The following is a 21,807-nucleotide window of genomic DNA, read 5'->3' as shown; positions in this document are numbered from 1 at the left end:
GGCTCGACGCATCGGCCGCCAAAACAATAACCAAAGAGCCTGCATTCTTGGAAAACACCAGACGATTCAATACCTTCGCCGAGTTCTACCCGTATTACCTCAGCGAACACAGCAACAGCACCTGCCGGCGTCTGCACTTCATCGGCACCTCCCTGGTCATCCTGGTTTTCGCCCTGGCCCTCGTCGTCGGCGCCTGGTGGCTGTGGGTCGCGCTGCCGGTGGCCGGCTACGGCTTCGCCTGGGTCGGGCACTTCTTCTTCGAAAAAAACCGCCCTGCGACTTTCCAACACCCTCTCTACAGTCTGCTCGGCGACTTCGTCATGTACCGCGACATGCTGCTGGGCAAGGTGGCGTTCTAAGGAGATTGCCGATGACGTCTCACGCGCGCTTCACCCACATGCAGGACGGCAGCCGGGAAGACTGGGCAATCATCGCCGCCGACTTCAGCGCTTACGCGCGGCAGTTGCCGGGCCGGATTCTGACCCACCTGAGATTGCTCGATGGCGACTTCGGCGGTTTCCCCGTGGATCGCCTGACCCACTCCCTGCAAACCGCCACCCGTGCCTACCGCGACGGGCGAGACGAGGAGTACGTGGTCTGCGCCCTGCTCCACGATATTGGCGACACACTGGGTTCGTACAACCATCCAGACATCGCGGCGGCGATCCTCAAGCCGTTCGTCAGCGCCGAGAACCTGTGGATGGTGGAAAAACACGGGATCTTCCAGGGCTACTACTTCTTCCATCACCTGGGCATGGACCGGCACCTGCGCGAGCAGTTTAGGGAGCACCCGCAGTACCAGGCGACGATCGATTTCTGTGCAGAATACGACGCCGCGGCGTTCGATCCCGAGTACGACACGCTGCCGCTGAGTTTCTTCGAGCCAATGCTGGAAAGACTGTTTGCGGCACCGAAGCAATCGATCTACAAGGCGGCGATGGCCGAGAGATAAGACAAGGAACCCTCTGTGGCGAGGGGATTTATCCCCTCGCCACAAAAGCTCCTCTCCACTAAACGTTTAAAATTCAGGCAGGCTCAGTCACTTTCAACTCAGCCTTGACCAGCGCTTCGCGCGCCTGGGCGTCCGCCAGGCGATAGAGCTCGATCGAGCCGTCCCAATGCTCGATCAGCGCCGTGCACGACTCGACCCAATCGCCGCAGTTGAGGTATTCCACCCCGCCCACCGTGCGAATCTCGGCATGGTGGATGTGCCCGCACACCACGCCATGCAGTTCACGCTTCACGCATTCATGGGCGATGGCTTCTTCAAAGTCGCTGATGAAGCTGACGGCGGTCTTGACCTTGTGCTTGAGGTACGCCGACAGCGACCAGTAACCGTAGCCGTAACGGGCCCGCCAATGATTAAGCCAGCGATTGAGCGTCAGGGTGAATTCGTAGGCCGAATCCCCAAGAAAGGCCAACCAACGGTGATAACGGGTAATCACATCGAACTGGTCGCCATGGATCACCAGCAGGTGTCGACCATCGGCGGTGACATGCACCGCTTCGTCGACCAATTGAATGTTGCCCAGGATCAGCTTCGAATAGCGTCGCAGGAATTCGTCATGGTTGCCGGTGACATAGATCACCTCGGTGCCGCGCTTGCTCATGGTCAGCAAGCGACGAATGACGTTGGTATGGGCCTGGGGCCAATACATGCCACTGCGCAGTTTCCAGCCGTCGATGATATCGCCCACCAGATAGACCTTGTCGGCGTGATAGCCCTTGAGAAAGTGCGACAGGTGCTCGGCCTGGCAATCTCGCGTACCCAGGTGAACGTCGGAAATCCACAGGGTGCGGACACGCTGTTTGCGGCTGGGCCTGGCGAGCTCGGCGCTGGTCATTGGGCAACCCTCTGATCGTTTTCACCACAGTGCACCCCAGCGGTTAATGGCCCATGACAATAATGCGTCGGTTGCATGACAGCGCGAGGCGGCGCGCCCTCGGTGTAGACTGGCCGCCTGCCACGGGAGACCGCGATGAGACCGATCCTCACGCTACGCCACTACAGCCACGATCTGATTGTCCACAGCCACGACCATGCGCAGCTGGTGTTCGGCTTGTCCGGCGCGCTGGACTTCGAAGTCGAAGGGCGTGGCAGCCAGGTGGTGCAGCAGAGTTTCGTGGTGGTACCCGCCGGCGCCCATCACGCCTGCGGCAGCCCCCAGGGCAGCCGTTGCCTGGTGCTGGATGTGCCTGATGATGACTGGGTCGGGCAATGCCTGGGCGATCACGCCGATGCCAGCCGGCGCTTGCTCGACCGCAATATCCGCTTGCCCCTGGATACGGGGCAGAGCCAGTTGGTCAGTTGGCTCGCGGGCAGTCCGGTGGACGATCCGCTGATCGCCCAGCAAGGCGCGGTGCTGCTGTTGGCCAGCCTCAACGGCGCCCGCCAGCAAACGAGCGGCAGCCGGCGCCTGCCCTATGCCGCGCTGGACGCCCATATCGACCAGCACGCGGCCTATCCGCTGCAAGTGGCGGACCTGGCGCGGGTCGCCGGGCTTTCCAGCGCGCGCCTGCATGCGCGTTTTGTCGCTGAATGCGGGCAGACGCCAATGGAATACATCCGCAGCCGCCGCCTGCACAAAGCCGTGGGACTGTTGCGAGACTCAAACCTGCCTATCGGCGAAATCGCCCATCAGGTTGGCTACAGTTCGCAAAGCGCCTTCGCGGCGGCGGTGCTGCGCGAGTTCGGTGTTTCGCCGGGCAAGCTTCGGCGCTAGATCCGCGCTAAAAATCGCTAGGTTCGCGACAGACAGAAACGGCTGGCAAAGGGTTCAATAGCCGGACGCTCAACCGCTCAACAAGGATTGCAATGACTCCCCGTACCGCCCTCGGCGCCTTGCACATCGGCGCGCTCATGTTTGGCCTGACCGGCGTGTTCGGCAAACTGGCCGCCGCCTCGCCGGCGGTCATTGTGTTTGGCCGTGCGGTGTTCGCCGTGCTGGCCCTGGCGGTGTTTGCCCGGTTCGCCAGCCGCACCCGCTGGCAAAAACTGCGCGGCCGCGACGCTCGCCGGTTGCTGCTCGGCGGGCTGTTGCTGGCCGGACACTGGGTCAGCTTTTTCATCTCGGTAAAAGTCGCCGGGGTGGCCATCGCCACCCTGGGGTTCGCCAGTTTCCCGGCCTTCACCGTATTGCTCGAAGGGCTGATTTTCCGCGAGCGGATCCGTGCCAACGAAATTCTCCTGGTGGTGCTGGTGAGCGTCGGCCTGGTGCTGGTCACACCGGACTTTGACCTGGCCAGCGGCGCCACCACCGGTTTGCTCTGGGCCGTGGCTTCGGGACTGTTGTTCTCGCTGTTGTCGCTGACCAATCGCGCCGGCTCCGCGCACGTACCGCCGGTGCAGGCCGCGCTGTGCCAGAACGTGGTCGTGGGCTTATGCCTGTTGCCGACGGCCGCGCCACAACTGAGCGACGTGCGCCCCATCGACTGGTTGTGGATCGGCCTGCTCGGGGTGTTCTGCACCGGCCTGGCCCACAGCCTGTTCGTCGCCAGCCTCGCGGTGATCAAGGCGCGCACCGCGGCGGTAGTGTTCGCCATGGAACCGGTCTACGGCATTACCATTGCCTGGCTGCTGTTCGATGAAAACCCGACGCTGCGCATGCTGCTCGGTGGCGTGCTGATCATCGTTGCGATTGTGGTGTCGAGCCAGCTCGACGGCACGAAAAAATCCAGCGCCGGCGCCCAGGCCTCGTCTCACTGAGCCAGGTGACTGAAACGAGTCACTGAACCCGGTCGTTGTGCCCCAGGTCGCGCTCCGGGTCGATCCGGTCGCGGACCCGCTGCTTGAGGACCTTGGCCTCGGGAAAACCGCCGTCAGCCTTGCGCTCCCAGACCTGCGTACCGTCACAGCTGATATGGAACACCCCGCCGGTGCCCGGCACCAGGGACACCTTGCCCAAGTCGTCGCCAAACGTGCTGAGCAACTCCTGGGCCAGCCAGGCGGCGCGCAGCAACCATTGGCACTGCGTGCAGTAAGTGATGACGACTTCCGGTTTGTGAGCGGTCATTGCGGGTGAGCTCCTGCGGTCAAAGGCGTCGTTATACTACTCGCCTTTGACCGCCTGCCCCGAGATTGACGATGCGCCGCCTGCTGCCATGCCTGCTCCTGTTACTGCTGCCCCTGTTCGCCAACGCGGTCGAAGCGCCGCGACCGAAAATCGGCCTGGTACTTTCCGGCGGCGCGGCCCGTGGGCTGGCGCATATTGGCGTGCTCAAAGCCCTGGAAGAACAAGGCATCAGGATCGACGCGATCGCCGGCACCAGCATGGGCGCGGTGATCGGCGGTCTATACGCCTCCGGGTACAAGATCGACGAGCTGGAGAAACTCGCCCTGGGCATCGACTGGCAGCAGGCGCTGTCCGATGCCCCGCCGCGCAAGGACGTGCCCTTCCGGCGCAAGCAGGATGACCGGGATTTCCTGGTCAAGCAGAAGCTGAGCTTTCGCGACGACGGCAGCCTCGGCCTGCCATTGGGCGTGATCCAGGGACAGAACCTGGCCCTGCTCCTGGAAAGCCTGCTGGCCCACGCCAGCGATACCCGGGATTTCGACAAGCTGCCAATCCCCTTCCGCGCCGTGGCGACCGACATCGCCACTGGCGAAAAAGTCGTGTTCCGCAAGGGCCACCTGCCCAAGGTGATCCGTGCCAGCATGTCGATCCCGGCGGTGTTCGCCCCGGTGGAACTGGACGGGCGACTGCTGGTGGACGGCGGCATGAGCGACAACATTCCCTTGGACGTGGCCCGGGAAATGGGCGTGGACATGGCCATCGTCGTTGATATCGGCACGCCGCTGCGCAACCGCAAGCAATTGGTCACGGTGGTGGATGTGCTGAATCAGTCGACCACCCTGATGACCCGGCGCAACTCGGAAGAACAACTGGCGACGCTGAAAAACAACGACGTGCTGATCCAGCCCGCCCTGGCGAGCTTTGGCTCCACCGATTTCGGCCGCGCCACGGAGATGATCGACGCCGGTTACCGCGCCACCCGGATACTCGAGGCCCGCCTGGCACACCTGCGTCGCCCTGAACCGGCCGACGCCGAGCTGATGGCGGCGCGCACCCCCAGCGAACGCACGCCGGTCATCACCGCGATACGGGTGGAAAACGATTCGAAAGTCGGCGACGACGTGATCCGCTATTACGTTCGTCAACAGATCGGCGAGCCGTTGGACCTGGGTCGGCTGCAAACCGACATGGGCACCTTGTACGGCCTGGATTATTTCGAGCAGGTGCAATACCGCGTAGTACACAAGGGCGCGGACAACACCCTGGTGATCAGCGCCCGGGGCCGACGCACCGGCACGGACTACCTGCGCCTGGGCCTGAGCCTGTCGGACGACATGCGCGGCGACAGCGCTTTCAACCTCGGTGCCAGCTACCGGGTCAACGGTATCAATCGCCTCGGCGCCGAATGGCTGACACGGGCGCAGATCGGCGACAAGCAGGAATTGTACAGCGAGTTCTACCAGCCGCTGGACGTCGGCTCGCGCTACTTCATCGCGCCCTACGGACAATTCGAATCGCGCAACGTCGAATCGATCCTCGATAACGACCCGGTCGCCCAGTATCGGGTCGAGCGCTATGGCTTCGGCTTGAACCTGGGCCGACAGATCGGCAACAGCGGGGAAATCCGCTTCGGTGTCGGCCAGGCCTGGGGCAAGGCGGACGTGCGCATCGGCGATCACGACCAGCCCAGCGAAAACTTCAACGAAGGCTTCTACGAGCTCAAGTATTCATTCGACTCGCTGGACAACGTCTACTTCCCCCACGAAGGGGAAGACATCGGTTTGTCCTGGCGCCAGTACGAACCCGGATTAGGTTCCGACCAGCGTTATCGCCAGTGGGAATTCAGGTTGGACAAAGCCCTGAGCAGCGGCCCGGATACCTTCATCCTCGGCGGTCGTTATGGCCGGACCCTGGACACCGCCGAGGTCGTGACGTCGAGTTTCGTCCTCGGCGGCGCCCGACAGCTGTCGGGTTTTCGTGAAGACGGGGTATCCGGCCAGAACATGAGCCTGATGCGCGCCGTGTACTACCGCAGGCTCACGCCGCGCGCCTACCTGCCGCTGGATTTCCCGTTGTATGTCGGCGGTTCGCTGGAGCGCGGCCGGGCCTGGAACAACGACAATGAATTCGACAGCGGCTACATCAACGCCGCCAGTATTTTCCTCGGGTTCGACACGCCGCTGGGGCCACTCAACTTCAGTTATGGCTTCAACGACGATGATGAGCAGGCGGTGTATCTGAATCTGGGGCAGACGTTCTAGCGCTGTTCAAACTGTGGGAGCGAGCCTGCTCGCGAAGAGATGGTTCAGCCATGGAGATCCCCTGTACCGCCATTTCGCGAGCAGGCTCGCTCCCACAGGGGTAATCAACGAATCCCGGCCAGCAGCACCCGGGCCGTTTCCTTGAGCGGCTCGTCGCCCTCTTCCACCAGTTCCTCCAGCAGCGTGATGGCGCTCTTGAGGTCTCCCTCATCGATACGATTCTGGGCTTCTTCGAGCTTTTCCGAATGCTGCGAGGGTTGCGCCTCAAAGGACACCGGTTCGAGCGACAGGGAGTCGAATTCCGGTTCGGCGGTCAGCGGCTCCAACTCCAGCGACTGCTCTTCGTCGGCAAACCCGTCGAGAAAATCATCGTCCAACGACTCGGTTTCCAGAGGCGCGCCCCATTGCAGGTCGGGCTCATCGAATCCCGAGAGCGACAAGGTGCCGGTTTCGAAGGTTTCCAGGGGTTTCGGTCCAGCGGCTGCCTGCGGGGTGTCGGTCAGGTCCCAGCTGTTCTCCATGGACAAGCTATCGAGCTTCAGCTCGAATTCGTCGCTGGGGGGACTGGGCGGTTCGGGCTCTGGAATGCGTGCCAGGGGTTCTGTCGGCGCAGGCGCATCAAGTGGCGTATCACGCGGCGTATCAAGGGAGGTCTCAACGGGCGCGGTAACCATGGAGATCCTCGGGTAGCGCCCGCGGACTTCTTCCAGCGCCTGGCGATCGATACCCTGGGCCAGCAGGTGGTTCTCCTGGGCCTGGAAACCGATGACATCGCCCTGCTTGCCCAGCACGTCGAGCAACTTGAGGCCCAGGTCGGTACGCTCCGGCTCCGCCAGCAACGCGGCGCGCAACAAGCCCGCCGCTTCGGTGAAGCGGCCATAGGTCAGGTAGATTCCCACCCCTTCGAGCACATCGCCGAGGGGCGCATCGCCGTTATTGAACGACGCGGCGACTTCAGGGCGTTCGGCGTCCGATTGCCCGTAGGTTTCGGGTTCGTCATCGTCCAGGATCAATTCGCGAGGCTCGGACATCGGCTGCGGATCCGCCAGCTCCTGCTGTTGCCGACGGCGAAGAACCAACAACACGACGAGCAACCCCAGCAGCCCCACCAGCCCCGCTACCCACACCCAATCGATGCCCTCTGCCTCGTCGGCCGGCGCCGCCTCGACCACCGGAGTGGGCTCGACGTTTACCGCTGGCGCCGCTGGCGCGGCAACGGCAACCGGCGGCTCCTGGGCCAGTTGCGCCTGCAACTCGCTGATCTGCTGGCGCTGGCCGGCAATTTCCGCGTCCTGGGCCTGAAGCCGGGCTTGAAGTTCGTCGATGGTTTTCTGTTGTTGCTGGTTTTGCAGCACCGTGGCGGCGAGTTGCTCGGCATTGCTGTCGGGGGCGACAGAGGCCGGCGTTGAAGGGGTTGCGGCGGGAGGCGGCAATATGGCCGAGTCGGGCAGCAACAGGCGCTGACCGATGGAAAGCCGCTCGCTGCCCGGGTTCAGCGCCTGGATGCCCTGCATGAGCTCATTGACAGAGGCATTGCTGCCGGCGTCATGCAGGCGCTTGGCGATGATCCAGGGGTTGTCGCCCTGCACGACGGTGTAGCGCTTGCCTTGTGTGGCCGGTGGCGGCTTCATCGCGGGTGTCGCTTCGGCCGCAGCGGAAGGCTCGTCCACAGCCGGCACAATCCCTGGCGTGCCCGGCGGATCGATCAGCACGGTGTATTCGCGCAGCACCCGGCCGTTAGGCTGGTTGAGCTGTACCAGGAAATTGAGGAAGGGTTCTTCCACCGGCTTGCTGGAAGTCACCCGGATGAAGCTGCGCTCGCCGCGCAACACCGGCGTGAAACGCAGGCTGTTGAGAAAAAATACCCGCTCCACCCCGGCGCGACTGAAATCGTCCGGACTCGCCAGGCTGGCCGACAAATCCCCCTCGCCCAGGCCGGCCGCATCGACCAAAGCAATATCGGCGCGCAACGGCTGGTTCAGCGCGGAATGAAGCGTGATCTCTCCCAGCCCCAGCGCCGACGCCAGGGCCGGAAAGCCCAGGGCACCCACGACTATCAACACGTTGACCCAGTTGCGCAACGTGGACTGCAGACTTTCAAGCATGGGCATCCCTTTCGATTACCAGAACCAACCTCGGCGCAAACGCTTCCATTAGGAACGCTTACTACTGGTTATAGTTCGCTAACCGGCGAATCTCAAAAACCTGGTGTCAGGGATGTGCCTCAGGATTTTTCCAGGTTGGCCAGGATTCTGCCGTGAACCCGCATGCACACCCGCATATCCTCTTCGTCAACGCCTTCAAACAACTCCCGACGCAGCTGCGTGGCAATGGTTTCGATCTGTTCAATCAGCGGCAAGGCCGGCGCGCAGAGCACGATTTTCTTGGCGCGGCGGTCCTCGGCCACGGCCTGGCGCTGCACCAGTCCCTGGGTTTCCAGGCTATCGAGCAAGCGGGCCAGGGTCGGGCCCTCAACGGCGACGCTCTGGGCCAGCTCACGCTGGGTCGGCGCCTGTTCAAAGCGGGCCAGGTGCAGCAGCACCAGCCAACGCGCCTGGGACAGGCCCAGCCCGGCGAGGCGACGGTCCAGCTCGGCTCGCCAGCCCCGGGACATTTGCGCCAACTGCATGCCAAAGCGGTGTTGATCGGTTAGAGGCATAAAAAACTCATCAGAATCTAAATAGAGAAATACTAATTATTAGTCAGCTAAGCATGAGCTTCCGATTCAAGCAAGGCTGGCACTGTAGTGAATCGTTAAAGGAACGTAACCATTTGATCAGACTTCAAATTCCGATTGCAGTGCGGCCCTGACGCAATACAGGACGCCTTCCGGAACGCGGCCTGCAAACAGCGCGGCAACGTCAGATACCGCGGGCAATTCACCCTCGCCGTCGAGAAACGCGTCCTGGATTTCGCCCATCAGTTCTTCGGGCAAATCCAGCGCCTGCTCCAGGGATAGCTGCTGTTGACCGATCGCCTCGGCCAGCATCGTGTAGACATTCTTTTCCGAACACTGCAGTTGCCCGGCGATCTGTAGCGGGGTCATGCCGGCACGAGCCAGCGTGATCAGTTCGTGGCGTACATCGGCCACGGCTTTTGGCGCTTCGGCTTCGCCGCCGAGCACCTGGAGGAAAGCCTCGCCGTAACGCTCCAGCTTGCGCGCGCCAACGCCACTGACCCGGGCCATTTCCGCGAGGGAAGTCGGTTGGCTGCGGAGCATTTCCAGCAACGTCGAGTCGGGGAAAATGACGTAGGGCGGCACGCCATGCTCCTCCGCCAGCTTGCGCCGCAAGGCGCGCAAGGCCTCCCACTGATCGCGCTCCTCGCCACGCACCAGTTGGCTGGCCTGGCTCTTGCTGCTCTTGATTGCTGTTGCGGGCTTGAGGTCGCGACGCAGTTCCAGGCTGACCTCGCCTTTGAGCAAGGGCCGGCAGGTCGCGCTCAGGCGCAGGCCGCCATAACCTTCCAGGTCGATGTCGGCCAGGCCGCGCGCCACCAGCTGCCGGAACAGCGAGCGCCATTCGCTCTCGGTGCGGGCCTTGCCCACGCCGAACACCGAAAGGTGCTGATGGCCAAAGCTGCGGACCTTTTCGTTGTCCTTGCCCAGCAGCACGTCCACCAGATGCCCCACGCCATAACGCTGGCCCGTCCGATAGATGGCCGACAGCGCCTGGCGGGCCGGCTCAGTGGCGTCCCAGGTCTCCACGCCGTCGACGCAGTTGTCGCAGTGCCCGCAAGGTTCGGGCATGTCCTCATCGAAATAGGCCAGCAAAGTCTGGCGGCGGCAACGGGTTTCTTCGCAGAGCGACAGCATCGCGTCGAGCTTGTGTTGTTCCAGGCGTTTGTGGCGCTCATCGCCCTCGGAGTTCTGCAGCATCTGCTTGAGCATCACCACGTCCTGCAGGCCGTAGGCCATCCAGGCATCGGCCGGCAAACCGTCACGACCGGCACGGCCGGTTTCCTGGTAATAGGCCTCCAGGGACTTGGGCAGATCCAAATGCGCGACGAACCGTACGTTGGGCTTGTCGATACCCATGCCGAACGCCACGGTGGCGACCATGATCAGGCCTTCCTCGTTGAGAAAGCGCTTCTGGTGATAGGCCCGCAAATCGTTGGGCAGCCCAGCATGGTAGGGCAATGCCGGGAAACCTTGCTCGCTGAGAAACGCCGCCACCTCCTCGACTTTCTTGCGCGACAGGCAATAGACGATACCCGCGTCGCTGCGGCGCTCGGCGAGGAACGCCAGCAGTTGCTTGCGCGGCTGTTCCTTGGGCACGATGCGGTAAAAAATGTTCGGGCGGTCGAAGCTGGAGAGGAACCGCTCGGCGTTCTGCAGGTGCAGGCGCTCGACGATTTCTTCGCGGGTACGTTTGTCGGCGGTGGCGGTCAGGGCGATGCGCGGCACGTCGGGAAACAGCTCGGCCAATTGCCCCAGTTGCAGATATTCACGACGGAAGTCATGGCCCCATTGGGATACGCAGTGGGCTTCGTCGATGGCAAACAGGGCGATTTCCAGGCTCTGGAGAAAAGCCAGCATGCGCGGCTGCACGAGACGTTCAGGCGCCAGGTAAAGCATTTTCACTTCACCGCGCTTGATGCGTTCCGCCAGGTCCCGCTGCTGCTCGGCGCTCAGCGTGGAGTTCAACGCGGCGGCGGCAACGCCCAATTCCTCGAGGGTCGCGACCTGGTCGTCCATCAAGGCGATCAGCGGCGATACCACCACCGCGAGGCCGTTGCGCAGCAGCGCGGGCACCTGGAAGCACAAGGACTTGCCGCCGCCGGTAGGCATGAGCACCAAGGCATCGCCACCGCTGGCCACGCGCTCAATGATGGCACCCTGGCGGCCACGAAAACTGTCGTAGCCGAAGATGTCCTTGAGGACGCGTTGAGCCTGTTCGAGCATAAAAACTCCAAAAATCACCGAAACATCCCTGCAAGGCTGGTCCAGAAACACAAACGCTGCACCGGCGAATCGTAAGTGCGCGTTTCGAACCGCCGGGATGCCGCAGGGCATCACAAAACGCGGCAGTATACCCGAGGGCTTCGTTGCGAAGGGGGTTGCTGACGGGAGGTTTGAGGGAGTGCGCAAATGAATGCGACGCAGCCGTTGTGGCGAGGGGATTTATCCCCGCTGGGTTGCGTAGCAGCCCCTCATGTTGCTTGAGTCGCGCTAATCCCTAGTAATGAGTCGGCTGCGTTGGGGCTGCGTTGCAGCCCAGCGGGGATAAATCCCCTCGCCACAATGTATGAGTACAGCCCGGCAAGAAAGCAAATCCACCACGCGGCTGGCCTGAGCGCTCAAGAAAGCCTAGAATTCCCGCATTGTTTATTCCCCAAGGTAGCCTGTAATGTCCTTCGCTGAGCAACTGACCCGCCTGCAAGTCTTCCTCGACGCCGATGAGCTGCACGAAGAAGCGCTGGATTACGTGGCCGCTCATGGCTACCTGACCGCCCTGTCGATCTGCTCCGAGCAGGTGCCGGAGCGTGAATGGATCGACGCCCTGTTCGCCGAAGAACCGCACTACAGCGACGAAGCCCAACGCGCCGAAATCGAAGCGACGCTGGTCGGCCTCAAGGCTCACATCGCCCGCCAACTGGCTTCCGATGAAGAATTCGAGCTGCCGTGCGAGCTGGACCTGGGCGACGATCCGGACGATTCGGAACTGCGCGGCTGGTGCATCGGCTTCATGGAAGGCGTGTTCCTGCGCGAAGCGGCCTGGTTCGAAACCGCCGAAGAGGAAGTCAGCGAAATGCTGTTGCCGATCATGGTCGGTTCCGGTCTGTTCGACGAGCAACCGGAGTTTTCCGACATTGCCGCCGACGCGAACCTGATGGACGACATGATCGTGCAAATCCCCGAAGCGCTGACCGCCTTGTACCTGCTGTGCAACGCCCCGGACGAGAAACCGGCGATCCTCAAGCCGCGCCACCACTGAGTCAGCGGGTGCCTGCGCCCCTCGGCAATCGCCCGCTGATCCTGCGCTACGCTCTGCTCGCCATCGGCTGGCTGAGCGTGGTGCTGGGCGTCATCGGCATCTTTATTCCCGTCCTTCCCACCACCCCCTTCCTGTTATTGGCCGCGGCCTGCTTCGCCCGCAGTTCGCCACGCTTCTACCGCTGGCTGGTGGAGCATCCGCGCCTCGGCCCCTGGATCGGCGACTACCTCAGCGGCAACGGCATCCCGCTCAAGGGCAAGGTCTACGCTATCGGGTTGATGTGGGCGAGCATCCTGCTGTCGTGCTACCTGGTGCCCCTGCCATGGGCGCGGGTGTTCATGCTGACCAGCGCGGTGCTGGTGACGGTGTATATCCTCAGGCAGAAGACGCTGCGCAAACCTGATTGAATGCCCTTGTGGCGAGGGAGCTTGCTCCCGCTGGGAGGCGAAGCCGCCCTGAAATCAGCTGATGCGATTCCCCAGGCAGATCGCGCCTGCCGATTTTACGACTGCTGCGCAGCCGAGCGGGAGCAAGCTCCCTCGCCACGGGAACAGCGGTGCCTGGGTCCGGGAAAATTTTATGCGGGCCAAAATTAAAAACCCGCCATCTCCAGAGCAGAGATGGCGGGTTTTGTCGTTTCAGCTCATCTCACACCGTGTCGACCTTCAACGAATGGTCGTTCAGCATGCCGTTGATGATGGTCGCGGTATCCGCGCCGCCGATCATTCCGCCTGCGCCCGGCGTGACGCCGTAGTGACTGGCGAGGTTGACGCCGGCCAGGTCGATGGTCTGGTTCGGCGTGGCGCCGGCGGTGCTGCTGACGTCGATGCTGGTGATCAACGAGGCTCCACTGCCGGTCACGCTGAAGTGCAGGTAGTCATCAAGCGACGCCGCGCTGCCGTTCTCGCCCAGCAGCAGTTGCGACAGGTCGAGTTTGTCGAGGCCCGGTGTGAAATCCGTAATGACGTCGTGACCGCTGTTGCCCGCCTGCCATTGGAACGTGTCGGCGCCGTTGCCACCGGTGAGGGTGTTGTTGCCCAGGCCGCCGATCAGCAGGTCATCGCCGTTACCGCCGTTGAGCACGTCATGGCCGAGGCCGCCGTCGATGCGATTGCTCAGGCTGTCGCCGGTCAGGTGGTCGTTGAAGTTCGAACCGACCAGGTTCTCGATGCCGGCCAGGGTGTCGGTGCCGGCCCCCAGGGTGTTCTGTCCGGCCAGCAGGCCGAGATTTACCGTGACGCCGCCGGTGGCATGGGCATAACTGGCGGTGTCGTTGCCAGTGCCGCCGTCGAGCAGGTCGTTACCGGCACTGCTGTAGAGCAAGTCATCGCCAGCCCCGCCATGCAAGGTGTTGTTGCCCGCGCCGGTGCTGAGGATGTCGTTGCCGTCGCCGGCGTTGAGCACGTTGTTGCCATTGCCGGCCAGCAGTACATCGTTGCCCGTGGTCCCCGTCAGGGTGTGGCCCGCCTGATAGCTGATGCCCACCCCGGCGGAATCGCTGCCGCCGTGGTTGTCGCTGGCAGTGTAGCTGCCGTGATAATCGGGAGTAGTGTCCTGGGCACCGGCGTAGTTGACGGTCAGGGTCAGTTGGTAATTTTCCGAGGCATTGGCGTTGCCATTGCCGGGGTTGGGAATGTTGGTGACGTGGATCTGATAATTGCCATCCGCCGCCGCGGTGAACGAGGCGCCGTCGTTGATTGCGATGAAGGGGCCGCCGTTAAGCGAATATTCCATGGCGATGCGACCGGCCGTGAGATTGTGATCCAGGGTCAGGGTTTCGCCTTGCTTGAGGCTGATGTTGAGCCGGTCTTCATCGTTGGCGTTGTTGTTCGACACCGCCCCCAGCGCCCCGCTGACCACCAGCACCGCGGTCATGCTCGCGGTGTTGGCGACGAAGGCACTGCGGTTGAGGCTGATCGACTGGGCGTTGTTGCCAGTGAAACTGGCGGTACCGGCGCTGCCGGTGAAATCCGCGCCCCTGGCCACCCAGCCGGTATTAAAACTGGTCGGTGATGCGGAGAGCGGGTCGCCGTTGGCGTCGCTGTCATTGCCCAGCAGCAGTTCACCCGGAACCACGATATTGCCCGAGAGCACGTTGGTGATGACGTTGTCATCGACCGCCACCGGAGCGCTGTTGGGTTGGACTTTGATCACCAGGTTGGAGCCCGCCAGGTCACCATCGTTATCGCTGAGGGTGTAGCCGATGTTCTCGGTGATCAAGGTGCTGGTGGTGGTCTGGGAGGTGTAGCTGAACGCGCCGGTATCAAGATTCACCACGAGCATGCCGTCATGCCCGGTGGCGATGCTGACGGTGTTGGTCGCGGTGTTGAAGGTGCCGTGGTTGGCCCCGCCGCTGACGGTCAGCGCCCCCTGGCCACCGTTGGCATCGGGGTTGTAGCTGTAGGTCGTGCCGTCCACCACCAGGCTTTTGATAAACCCGCCGTCGGCACCGAACGAGCCGCCTTCGCCAAACAGGCTGCCGGTAACCGGCACACCTTGCACCGTGCCGGAAAGCACCGAATTGAGCTGGTTCAAGTCAGTCACCACCACCGCGTTGGTGTTGGTGTGGGTGCTGCCGTCGTAGGCCAGCGGGTCAAGATTGACGTTTCTGGCGCCGCTGCCCAGGCCGACGGCGTAATTCTTGATGCTGTTGGCGTCGAGGAAGGCCTTCCACGCGGCCTCGTCCGCCGGGCCGATGTCGCCCTTGGTCGGCTTGCCGTCGGAGAAAAAATAGCCAATGTTCTGGGCGCCGGTCAGTTGCCCCGGTGTTGCGAACGCCGTCTTGGCCATCTCTACGGCCGCATCGTAATTGGTATCACCGTGCGCTTTCAGCGCGGCGATCAGTGTCTTGGCGGTTGCCACGTCCACCCACACGGCACTCTGGCCGGTGGCGCTGCCGCTGAAGGTCACAAGCTGGACTTTCACGTCGCCCATGTCGTCGTATTTGTCGAGCAAGGCGCTGATCGCCTGTTTGGCCAGGTCCATTCGCGAGAGGCCCGGCACACCGGAATCGTCTTTCATGCTGCCGGACACGTCGAGCACGATCAGCAGGTTCGAATCGATCTCCACCGCCGGGACCGAACGCTCGGACGCGACAGCCTTGGGCACATCGTCGACGATGCTCACCACCAGGTTGCCGGTGGTGCTGTTGCCCAGGGAATCGGTGGCCTGATAGGTGAAGCTTTCGGTCAATACGTTCGGGCCATTGTTGGCATGCGGCGTGGTATTCGCCGGCGAGGTCAGCGTATAGGTGTAAGAGCCGTCGGCGTTGAGCAGCAACTGGCCGTGAGCGCCATTGGCGTCTCCCACCAAGGCAAATGTCACGGCGCCGGTTGCACCGCTGACCGAACCGACCAAGGTGCCGGTGGCGGTTTCGCCGGTGCTGCCCGGCTCGCTGCCGGTGGCGCTGCCGGGTGCCAGGTCCTGGCCGTCCTGTTTCAGGTCCAGGGCTTTTTCGTAAACGGTGACGTCATGATCGGTTTCAGCGACCAGGCAACTGTTGTGCACGTCGATGGTGATGGTCGTGGTGCTTTCATCCCCATCGGCATCGCGCACGGTGTAGGTGAATACATCGGTGGCACCCGGTACGCCAACGGAGTCCGGATTGCTGTGATAGACCGCGTTGCCATTGGCATCCAGGGTCAGGTAGCCGTAGGTGCCGTTGATCTGGCTGTTCAGGCCGCCGCTGGCCGGGCTTGACGTATCGTTGCCGGACCGCACGCCGATCACCACGCCACCATCGGCGCCGAGCACGTCGTTATCCAGCACGTTGCCGCTGACCGTCCCGCCCTCCACCACCGCCGCGGTATCACAGTGCGCCTTGGGCACATCGTCGACGATGTTGATAACGATGGTGCTGGTGACGCTGTTACCGAGTGAGTCCGTAGCTTGGTACGTGAAGCTTTCGCTCAACACGTTCGGACCATCATTGGCGGCGGGCGTTGTCGTGGCGGGCGACGTCAGGGTGTAGGTGTACGAACCGTCCGGGTTGAGCAACAGTTGTCCATGGGCGCCAGTGGCATTGCCGATCAGGGCGAAGGTGACGGCGCCGACGGCACCGGTCACCGAGCCGACAAGGCTGCCGCTCGCGGTTTCACTGCTGGCATTCGGCGCACTGCCGGTGACGGTGCCGGGGGCCAGGTCCTGGCCATCCTGGTTGAGATCCAGGGCTTTTTCATAGACGCGGATTTCCTGGTCAGGGGTTGCGGCCAGGCAGCTGTTATAAACGTCGATGGTGATGGTCGTGGTGCTCTCGTCGCCATCGGCGTCGCGCACGGTATAGGTGAACACATCGGTGGCGCCCGGTGCGCTGACGGCGTTCGGGTTGCTGTGGTAGACCGCGTTGCCGTTGGCGTCCAGGGTAAGGTAGCCGTAGGTGCCATTGATCTGGCTGTTGAGGCCGCCTACGGCGGAGGTCGATGTATCGCTGCCGGCGCGTACGCCGATCACTGCGCCGCTGGCGGCAGGCCCGTCGGCGCCGCCCTCGTCGTTGTTCAGCACGTTGCCGCTGACCGTCGCGCCCTCTTCCACCGAGGCGGAGTCGGCGTGGGCCTTGGGCAAGTCATCGACAATGTTCACGTCCAGGTTACCGGTGGCCGTGGTGCCGTTGTCATCGGTGACTACCACGCTGAACTGCTCGCCCAGGTTGTTCGCGCCGTTGGCATTTGCATGCGCTTCGTTGTCGAGCAAGGTGTAGCTGTAGCTGACCACGCCCGTGGCGGCGTTGAAGCCGGTGACGGTCAAGGTGTTGCCCAACGCGGTGGTGATCGATTGCGGGAAACCGGCGGCGACGCCACCGCTGACCACAGTGATGCCGCCGACGCTCAGGGTCTGCACGCCGTCCAGCGCGGTGATGGTGAACGTGCCGCTCTGGGCCAGCGCCGAGGCGTCCGGGTTGCTGCCGTCGCCGAGGTTTTTCTCCTGCACCGTCAGCTCGCCGCCCTCGGTGTCGAGGCCGTTGATGATCACCGGGTCGTCGTTGTTGTGCACTTGCAGCACCAGGTTGGCAGTGCTGGTGTCGCCGTCGGCGTCGGTCAGGGTGTAGGTGAAGGTTTCGCTGCCATTGCCGCCGCCGTGCAGGCCTTTGAAATCGGTGTCGCCAGAGTTGAGCGTGTAGGTGTAGGAGCCGTCGGCGTTGAGCACCAGCGTGCCGTAGGTGCCGGTGAAGGTGCCGGGAGTAATCGGCCCGGACGCCACCTGATCGGCGCCTTGGCTGTCGTTGGGCAGCACACTGCCGGTCAGGGTCAGGTTGTTTTCCGAGGCAGTACCGGCGTTGCTGTCGTCCACGGCCTGAGGCAGGTCATCGACAATGTTCACGTCCAGGTTGCCGGTGGCCGTGGTGCCGTTGTCATCAGTGACCACCACGCTGAACTGCTCGCCCAGGCTGTTCGCGCCGTTGGCATTTGGATGCGCTTCGTTGTCGAGCAAGGTGTAGCTGTAGCTGACCACGCCCGTGGCGGCGTTGAAGCCGGTGACGGTCAAGGTGTTGCCCAGCGCGGTGGTGATCGATTGCGGGAAACCCGCAGCGACGCCACCGCTGACCACAGTGATGCCGCCGACGCTCAGGGTTTGCACGCCGTCCAGCGCGGTGATGGTGAAAGTGCCGCTCTGGGTCAGCGCCGAGGTGTCCGGGTTGCTGCCGTCGCCGAGGTTTTTTTCCTGCACCGTGAGCTCGCCGCCCTCGGTGTCGAGGCCGTTGATGATCACCGGGTCATCGTTGTTGTGCACTTGCAGCACCAGGTTGGCAGTGCTGGTATCGCCGTCGGCGTCGGTCAGGGTGTAGGTGAAGGTTTCGCTGCCGTTGCCGCCGCCGTGCAGGCCTTTGAAATCGGTGTCGCCAGGGTTGAGCGTGTAGGTGTAGGAGCCGTCGGCGTTGAGCACCAGCGTGCCGTAGGTGCCGGTGAAAGTGCCGGGAGTAATCGGCCCGGACGCCACCTGATCGGCGCCTTGGTTGTCGTTGGGCAGCACGCTGCCGGTCAGGGTCAGGTTGTTTTCCGAGGCAGTACCGGCGTTGCTGTCGTCCACGGCCTGAGGCAAGTCATCGACGATGTTCACGTCCAGGTTGCCGGTGGCCGTGGTGCCGTTGTCATCAGTGACCCCCACGCTGAACTGCTCGCCCAGGCTGTTCGCGCCGTTGGCATTTGGATGCGCTTCGTTGTCGAGCAAGGTGTAGCTGTAGCTGACCACGCCCGTGGCGGCGTTGAAGCCGGTGACGGTCAAGGTGTTGCCCAGCGCGGTGGTGATCGATTGCGGGAAACCGGCGGCGACGCCACCGCTGACCACAGTGATGCCGCCGACGCTCAGGGTTTGCACGCCGTCCAGCGCGGTGATGGTGAAAGTGCCGCTCTGGGTCAGCGCCGAGGCGTCCGGGTTGCTGCCGTCGCCGAGGTTTTTCTCCTGCACCGTGAGCTCGCCGCCCTCGGTGTCGAGGCCGTTGATGATCACCGGGTCGTCGTTGTTGTGCACTTGCAGCACCAGGTTGGCAGTGCTGGTGTCGCCGTCGGCGTCGGTCAGGGTGTAGGTGAAGGTTTCGGTGCCGTTGCCGCCGCCGTGCAACGCAACGAATTGCGGGTCGCTGGTATTCAGGGTGTAGGTGTACGTACCGTTGGGGTTGAGCACCAGCGTGCCGTAGGTACCGGTGAACGTGCCGCCGATGATCGGCCCGCTGTCGGGGCCGGTGGGTATGCGATCAGCGCCCTGGTCATCGTTGGGCAACACGTTGCCAGTGAGGGTGACGAGGGTCTCCGATGCGCTGCTGGCGTGGCTGTCATCGATTGCCTGGGGTACGTCGTCGGTAATGTTGACGTCCAGGGTTCCGTTGGCCGTATCGCCGTCGTTATCGACGGCCACGACCGGGAATTGCTCGCTGATGGTATTGGCACCACCGCCCGCTGGATGGGTTTCGTTGTCGGTCAGGGTATAGGTGTAGCTCACCACGCCAGTGGCGGGGTCATAGCCGGTGATGGTCAGCGTGTTGCCCAGCGCCGAGGTGACGGACTGCGGGAAACCTGAAGCCACGCCGCCAGCGATCACGCTGATACCGCCGATGCTCAGGCTGTTCAAGCCGTCGGGAGCGGAAACGCTGAAGGTGCCGCTTTGCACCAGCGCGCCAGGATTGCTGGCGGTACCGTCGGCAAGATTGGCCTCGTTGGTGCTCAGCTCGCCGCCGTCCACGGTCACGCCATCAAGGGTGACGGGGTTGTCCGGCGTTTCAGGAATGACCGGCGGCACGGTTCCATCGCCATCATCGCCATCGTTGGCGTCCGGATCAGCCGCCAGCTCCAGTTGTGGAAACTCGGGAATCCCGTTGAACCCGGCGGTTGGGAAGCCAATCAGAGGATCAACCTCCCCGGCTACCTCCTCCAGCAGCACAAAGCTGTGCCCACCGCCCACTCCGCCCGGGTTGCCGCCCTCGGCGCCCGCCGCCGTGGCCTCGCCCGTCTGGGTCGGGTCGGCGCCGGCGGCGATGGCTTGCTGCAATTGCTGCACATCGGTCAGTTGCGCATTACTTGGCACTGGCGCTTCGGGCGTGTCGACAGGCGCTGCCTGGTTGGCGAGCAGCTGCGGGGTCAGGGTCAGGTCACTTTCGCGGCCCAAGGTCAGTTCCTGGCCGTTCTGCAAATGCACGGCTACCGCCCCCTCAGCGCCGGTGATCAGGTGCTCACCGGCGTACAACCGATCACCTTCGATCAACGGGCGCCGCAGCCCACCGGCGGCCTCTGCGAAAACCTGCCCTACGACCTTACTGACGGTACCGATGAGCGCTGCCATGTGCATTTCCTCCGTTGCCAACCGTAGTCGGCACCTGTGCTGGGTGAAGAAGCGAGACTCAGGCTGGCCGTCAGAATCTGGAAAATCTGCCAGCTTTCGCGAGATCGGAAGGTAGCGGATTTTCGCCACAACGACAAAAAACCGTCACGCATGCCGCCTCACTTTTAAATCTTTTTGCCCTTCTTCACATCGTTTCGAAATTTATCTGGAACTTTTTATTGACGTCTGTAATCCGTCAAGAGCCTTAAATACAAAGGCTTTCGCGTTGAACAATGTGCCGGTTTTTTCCTGGCTCATAAGTTTTTTTTGGAATAAGTATTATGAGAAATTCTTCTTAGGCTTTTCCTGGAATGTTCTTAGCTGTGTTGTTACAAGGTTGAAACGGTTTTGATCTTTTACACGTCAATATTCTGGCGACAACGAAGCACAACAGACCTCAGGAGATGCATCCCATGCGCGTTCTTACCCCTCTCTGCAGCGCGGTTTTGCTGGCCATGGCCTGCTCTTCTCAAGCGCAGGCCATGTCCTTGACCGAAGCGATACAGAGCACCATCGCGACCCACCCGGAACTCGCACAGCGGGTGGACAGCCGTTTGTCGGCCAATGAAGACGTCAAGGTCGCCCGGGGCGGTTTTTTCCCGTCGGTGGATTTGAACGCCGGCTATGGTCGGGGCTACAGCGACAACACCAACACCCGGGCGCTGGGCAACCATCACACCAATATCCTCACCTACACCCAGTCGGAGCTGCGCCTGCGCCAGATGATCTTTGACGGGTTCAACACCGCCAACGAAGTGGAACGCACCAAGGGTGTGGTCAACTCCCGCGCCTATTACGCCCAGGGCACCGCGCAGGACCTGGCCCTGCGGACCATCGAGGTCTACCTGGAAGTGCTCAAGCGTCGCGAGCTGGTAACCCTGGCCAAGAACAACCTGCAGGCGCACCTGCGCGTCAACGACCAGATCGGCCTGCGCACCGAGCGTGGGGTGGGCAGCACGGCCGACTCCGACCAGTCCAATGCCCGTCGGGCCCTGGCGGAAAACAACTACGATACCGCCCAGGTCGACCTGGCCGATGCCGAGGCGAACTTCTACAGCGTGGTCGGGCGCATGCCCGATGAGCTGGAAGCCCCGCCGTCGACCAAGGGCGAAATCCCGGTCGACCTGCGCGAAGCCCAGCAGAGCATGGTGGATAACAACCCGTACCTGAAATCGGCCCAGGCCGACATCCAGTCCGCCGAAAGCCAGTATGAAGTGGCGAAATCGCCGTTCTACCCGCGCTTCGATGCGGAAGCGGCGGTGGGCGCCAACAACAACCTCGGCGGCGAAGAAGGCCACGACAACAACTGGCGGCTGGGCGTGGTGATGAACTACAACCTGTTGCGCGGTGGTAGCGACAAGGCCCGGCTGGCCTCCAACGCCCACCAGATCAACCAGGCCATGGACATCCGCAACAACGCCCTGCGCCAACTCAACGAAGACACGCGCCTGGCCTGGAACGCGATGCTCAACGCCCGCAAACAGACCCCGACGGCCCGTGAGTACGCCGACACCACCGCCCGCGTGCGTGCCGCTTATCAAGACCAGTTCGGCCTCGGCCAACGGACCCTGCTCGACTTGCTCGACAGCGAAAACGAGCTGTACAACGCCAACCGTCGCTACACCGAGGTGCGCTACACCGAGGAATACTCCATGTACCGCGTGCTGGCGAACATGGGCCTGTTGTTGAGCAAACAGCGGATCGTGCTGCCGGCCGACGCCGTCGCCCAGACCGAAGTCAAGAACCAGGCACGGCTGCCGGAACTGAAGTAGTCCATGGGAGCGATCG

Annotated in this window: 14 protein-coding genes; 8 read left to right on the top strand and 6 right to left on the bottom strand. The window is 62.8% G+C overall.

Going from position 1 to position 21,807, the window contains the following annotated elements:
• The first annotated feature begins 47 nt into the window (after positions 1-47).
• Together J3P84_RS08010 and J3P84_RS08005 are read left to right on the top strand one after the other, a co-directional pair.
• A complete protein-coding gene (locus tag J3P84_RS08010; protein WP_434629170.1) occupies positions 48-359 on the top strand; it encodes an Mpo1-like protein in 312 nt (103 codons plus the stop codon).
• A gap of 11 nt (positions 360-370) precedes the next feature.
• The gene (locus J3P84_RS08005; protein WP_434629168.1) at positions 371-952 is read left to right on the top strand and encodes an HD domain-containing protein; all 582 of its coding nucleotides are present in this window, start codon (positions 371-373) and stop codon (positions 950-952) included.
• Between the two features lie 73 nt (positions 953-1,025).
• Here the strand turns inward: J3P84_RS08005 and J3P84_RS08000 are convergent, their stop codons facing one another.
• Entirely contained in the window at positions 1,026-1,844 is an 819-nt protein-coding gene (locus J3P84_RS08000) for a UDP-2,3-diacylglucosamine diphosphatase (protein ID WP_434572576.1), read from the bottom strand.
• A gap of 135 nt (positions 1,845-1,979) precedes the next feature.
• On the opposite strand from J3P84_RS08000, the gene J3P84_RS07995 reads away from it, so the two are divergent.
• Together J3P84_RS07995 and J3P84_RS07990 are read left to right on the top strand one after the other, a co-directional pair.
• The gene (locus tag J3P84_RS07995; RefSeq protein ID WP_434629166.1) at positions 1,980-2,723 is read left to right on the top strand and encodes an AraC family transcriptional regulator; all 744 of its coding nucleotides are present in this window, start codon (positions 1,980-1,982) and stop codon (positions 2,721-2,723) included.
• Between the two features lie 92 nt (positions 2,724-2,815).
• A complete protein-coding gene (locus J3P84_RS07990) occupies positions 2,816-3,706 on the top strand; it encodes a DMT family transporter (protein ID WP_434629164.1) in 891 nt (296 codons plus the stop codon).
• 19 nt (positions 3,707-3,725) lie between these two features.
• On the opposite strand, the gene J3P84_RS07985 is transcribed toward J3P84_RS07990, so the two are convergent.
• Positions 3,726-4,013: a SelT/SelW/SelH family protein gene (locus J3P84_RS07985; protein WP_434572572.1), complete on the bottom strand. Its 288-nt coding sequence runs from the start codon at positions 4,011-4,013 to the stop codon at positions 3,726-3,728.
• A gap of 71 nt (positions 4,014-4,084) precedes the next feature.
• On the opposite strand from J3P84_RS07985, the gene J3P84_RS07980 reads away from it, so the two are divergent.
• Positions 4,085-6,274, top strand: coding sequence for a patatin-like phospholipase family protein (locus tag J3P84_RS07980; RefSeq protein WP_434629162.1), 2,190 nt, complete (start codon positions 4,085-4,087; stop codon positions 6,272-6,274).
• Between the two features lie 104 nt (positions 6,275-6,378).
• Here J3P84_RS07980 and J3P84_RS07975 read toward each other — a convergent pair whose 3' ends face one another.
• The 3 genes from J3P84_RS07975 to recQ form a co-directional block, all read right to left on the bottom strand.
• Positions 6,379-8,379 carry a FimV/HubP family polar landmark protein gene (locus J3P84_RS07975; RefSeq protein ID WP_434629160.1) on the bottom strand — a complete coding sequence of 667 codons (2,001 nt, stop codon included), beginning with the start codon at positions 8,377-8,379 and terminating at the stop codon, positions 6,379-6,381.
• 119 nt (positions 8,380-8,498) lie between these two features.
• Positions 8,499-8,933: a MarR family transcriptional regulator gene (locus J3P84_RS07970; RefSeq protein WP_305499533.1), complete on the bottom strand. Its 435-nt coding sequence runs from the start codon at positions 8,931-8,933 to the stop codon at positions 8,499-8,501.
• A gap of 117 nt (positions 8,934-9,050) precedes the next feature.
• Complete coding sequence (recQ, locus tag J3P84_RS07965; protein WP_434629157.1) at positions 9,051-11,177, bottom strand: DNA helicase RecQ; 2,127 nt, start codon at positions 11,175-11,177, stop codon at positions 9,051-9,053.
• Between the two features lie 445 nt (positions 11,178-11,622).
• Between recQ and J3P84_RS07960 the strand changes: the two genes are divergently transcribed.
• Both J3P84_RS07960 and J3P84_RS07955 read left to right on the top strand, forming a co-directional pair.
• Positions 11,623-12,210 carry a UPF0149 family protein gene (locus tag J3P84_RS07960; RefSeq protein WP_434629155.1) on the top strand — a complete coding sequence of 196 codons (588 nt, stop codon included), beginning with the start codon at positions 11,623-11,625 and terminating at the stop codon, positions 12,208-12,210.
• 8 nt (positions 12,211-12,218) lie between these two features.
• Positions 12,219-12,617, top strand: coding sequence for a YbaN family protein (locus J3P84_RS07955; RefSeq protein ID WP_434572566.1), 399 nt, complete (start codon positions 12,219-12,221; stop codon positions 12,615-12,617).
• 241 nt (positions 12,618-12,858) lie between these two features.
• Here J3P84_RS07955 and J3P84_RS07950 read toward each other — a convergent pair whose 3' ends face one another.
• Positions 12,859-19,980 (bottom strand): retention module-containing protein, encoded by a 7,122-nt coding sequence (locus J3P84_RS07950; protein WP_434629152.1) that lies wholly within the window; start codon positions 19,978-19,980, stop codon positions 12,859-12,861.
• 452 nt (positions 19,981-20,432) lie between these two features.
• On the opposite strand from J3P84_RS07950, the gene J3P84_RS07945 reads away from it, so the two are divergent.
• A complete protein-coding gene (locus tag J3P84_RS07945) occupies positions 20,433-21,791 on the top strand; it encodes a TolC family outer membrane protein (RefSeq protein ID WP_305499524.1) in 1,359 nt (452 codons plus the stop codon).
• Positions 21,792-21,807 lie beyond the last annotated feature (16 nt).

Source organism: Pseudomonas sp. Z1-29, assembly GCF_051131995.1.
Taxonomy (GTDB): Bacteria; Pseudomonadota; Gammaproteobacteria; order Pseudomonadales; family Pseudomonadaceae; genus Aquipseudomonas.
Note: the sequence above shows the minus strand (reverse complement) of the source record. Positions and strands in the feature narration are given on the sequence as shown.

Coding starts and splice junctions, on each gene's coding strand:
- J3P84_RS08000 (WP_434572576.1), bottom strand. CDS start 1,844: ATGACCAGCGCCGAGCTCGCCAGGCCCAGCCGCAAACAGCGTGTCCGC.
- J3P84_RS07975 (WP_434629160.1), bottom strand. CDS start 8,379: ATGCTTGAAAGTCTGCAGTCCACGTTGCGCAACTGGGTCAACGTGTTG.
- J3P84_RS07990 (WP_434629164.1), top strand. CDS start 2,816: ATGACTCCCCGTACCGCCCTCGGCGCCTTGCACATCGGCGCGCTCATG.
- J3P84_RS07980 (WP_434629162.1), top strand. CDS start 4,085: ATGCGCCGCCTGCTGCCATGCCTGCTCCTGTTACTGCTGCCCCTGTTC.
- J3P84_RS07945 (WP_305499524.1), top strand. CDS start 20,433: ATGCGCGTTCTTACCCCTCTCTGCAGCGCGGTTTTGCTGGCCATGGCC.
- J3P84_RS07985 (WP_434572572.1), bottom strand. CDS start 4,013: ATGACCGCTCACAAACCGGAAGTCGTCATCACTTACTGCACGCAGTGC.
- J3P84_RS07970 (WP_305499533.1), bottom strand. CDS start 8,933: ATGCCTCTAACCGATCAACACCGCTTTGGCATGCAGTTGGCGCAAATG.
- J3P84_RS07950 (WP_434629152.1), bottom strand. CDS start 19,980: ATGGCAGCGCTCATCGGTACCGTCAGTAAGGTCGTAGGGCAGGTTTTC.
- J3P84_RS08005 (WP_434629168.1), top strand. CDS start 371: ATGACGTCTCACGCGCGCTTCACCCACATGCAGGACGGCAGCCGGGAA.
- J3P84_RS07960 (WP_434629155.1), top strand. CDS start 11,623: ATGTCCTTCGCTGAGCAACTGACCCGCCTGCAAGTCTTCCTCGACGCC.
- recQ (WP_434629157.1), bottom strand. CDS start 11,177: ATGCTCGAACAGGCTCAACGCGTCCTCAAGGACATCTTCGGCTACGAC.
- J3P84_RS07995 (WP_434629166.1), top strand. CDS start 1,980: ATGAGACCGATCCTCACGCTACGCCACTACAGCCACGATCTGATTGTC.